Annotated in this window: 3 protein-coding genes; all 3 read right to left on the bottom strand. The window is 67.6% G+C overall.

Features of this window, described 5'->3' with window-relative positions; genetic code table 11:
- The coding region (locus C8N42_RS21240) for a PepSY-associated TM helix domain-containing protein (protein WP_146168313.1) at positions 1–692 on the bottom strand (692 nt) is incomplete at its 3' end.
- 11 nt (positions 693–703) lie between these two features.
- Positions 704–1,174, bottom strand: a complete 471-nt coding sequence (locus C8N42_RS21235) for a DUF2271 domain-containing protein (RefSeq protein ID WP_054540790.1) — start codon at positions 1,172–1,174, stop codon at positions 704–706.
- Between the two features lie 38 nt (positions 1,175–1,212).
- A complete protein-coding gene (locus C8N42_RS21230) occupies positions 1,213–1,593 on the bottom strand; it encodes a PepSY domain-containing protein (RefSeq protein ID WP_107818380.1) in 381 nt (126 codons plus the stop codon).
- Positions 1,594–1,826: the final 233 nt, after the last annotated feature.

The raw sequence follows: 1,826 nt of genomic DNA, 5'->3' as shown, positions 1-1,826 counted from the left end.
TCGCGCAGCTCGGCGACGGGCGTCTGCAGCAGCGTGGCCATCTGATCGAGAGCGAACCCAATCTCTCCGCTCACTTCGGTGGGATCAGCCGGCAGGACGCCACCGTCCGGCAAAAGATCGAAGGTGGAGGCTGTCATCCAGAGGGCGGTGGTGGAGGACAGAACGAGGCCGATGACGGCGATCCGGGCGATCTCGACATGCAGCCGCCCGGCAAGCGGTCCGCGCAAGGGTGAAAACCAGCGTCGCCAGCCGCCCACCCGCCGCGCGACCAGCGTCGCGCCGGAGAGCGAGAGGATCAGCATCGCGGCCGCCCCTGCGGCCATGGCGATGCGGCCGCCGTCCCCGAGGAACAGCGAGCGGTGCAGGTTGGTGAGCCAGCGTTCGGCCTGGTTCGGGTCGGCCGAGGCTACGCCCTCACCCGTCGCCGGGTTGATTACGGCGGCACCCGGCGCGCCCTGATCGAACCAGTAGGCAGTGATCCGACCGGAGGGCGACCGGCGGATCTGCTCGACGCCCGGATAGACGGCCTGGATGCGGTCCGCGAGAGCGGCTACGGTCAGTCCGGCTTCCGCCTGCGGCGCGGCGATGCGCTCGGCCGCAGGGAAGACCGACAGTGCCGCGCCGCTCAGGCCCAGGATGGTAACGAGCGCAAGGGCCAGAAGACCCGGCCAGCGATGGAGTGCACGGATCATGGCCCCACCCTTCACATGTCGTAGGCGAAGCTGGCGATGTACCGGCGCCCGCGCACCGGCGTGCCCGCGCCGTCGGTCGTGAGCGGTACGGCCACCTCGTTCGGACTGTCGCGCATGTCCTCGACGGCCGCGTCGATGTGGAGCGTGTAGCCCGCATCAAAGAGCGCGTCGGCGAGGTCGAGCGTGATCTCGAGCGTGCGGCCCGCGCCGACGCTGGCGCCGGTGATTCCGTTCACCTGCGCGGTGTCGCCGCCGGTGGCGCGGTACCAATCGCTGAGGTGCTCGTAGTACTTGGACTTGCCGCCAGCCATCCAGAGACTGCCGACATAGGCGCCCGAGGTGTCGGTGACGTAGAGCGCGAGATAGGCCCCGTCGCCGCCGTAATTGTTGAGGGTCGTGGTGAGCGTCACCGGCCGCGCCATGGCGAGGCCGGGGAGCGTCAGCGCGGTGGTGAGCGCGAGCGTTGCGAGAAGCGATTTCATCGGGTTGATCCTTGTTCGGAGAGGAGCTTGAGAGCGGTTCAGTTCACCTGAACCTGCGGCGGGGTGCCGTTCCCGAAGAGGCCGTTCTGCGGAGGGGCGACCGTGCCGGCGGGCGCGGGATTGCGGGCGCCGCCACGGTCGTCGTCCTCATCCTCGTAATCCATCTCGACGATCTGCAACGTCGCCGGATCGAGCTTCACCTCGATCTCCCGGCCATCCTGATCTCGGCCCTCGATCTCGTAGCAGCCATCGTCGATCTCGAAGTCGCGCACGGTCCAGCCGTTTTGCTCAGCCAGCTGCATCACGGCCTCGCGCGGCTGCCACTGGTCACGGGGCGCATTGCAATCATCGTCGTCGGCCAGCGCAGCGCCGGCGGGCAAAAGTGCGATCAGGGCAAGGGCGGTCAGGGTCTTTTTCATGGCAAGGGGTCCTTTCGTTTGATGAGACCAATCTGGCACCCCGACCTGAGGGCATCCTGACGCCCCAGCGATTCCTGCTTCAGCTTGCCGTCAGGAAAATGGCCCCGCCGATGAGGGCGGGGCCAAAAAAAGATGCGAGCGCAGGCTACAGGGCTGGCATGGCTATGCGCCCTGCCCCGCGTTCAGGTGAATTCGAACTGCTCGAAGCGGACACGGCGAGGCGTTTGGCCTTG

This window comes from Celeribacter persicus (assembly GCF_003050785.1).
Classification (GTDB): domain Bacteria; phylum Pseudomonadota; class Alphaproteobacteria; order Rhodobacterales; family Rhodobacteraceae; genus Celeribacter; species Celeribacter persicus.
This window is presented reverse-complemented; position numbering and strand designations above follow the sequence as displayed.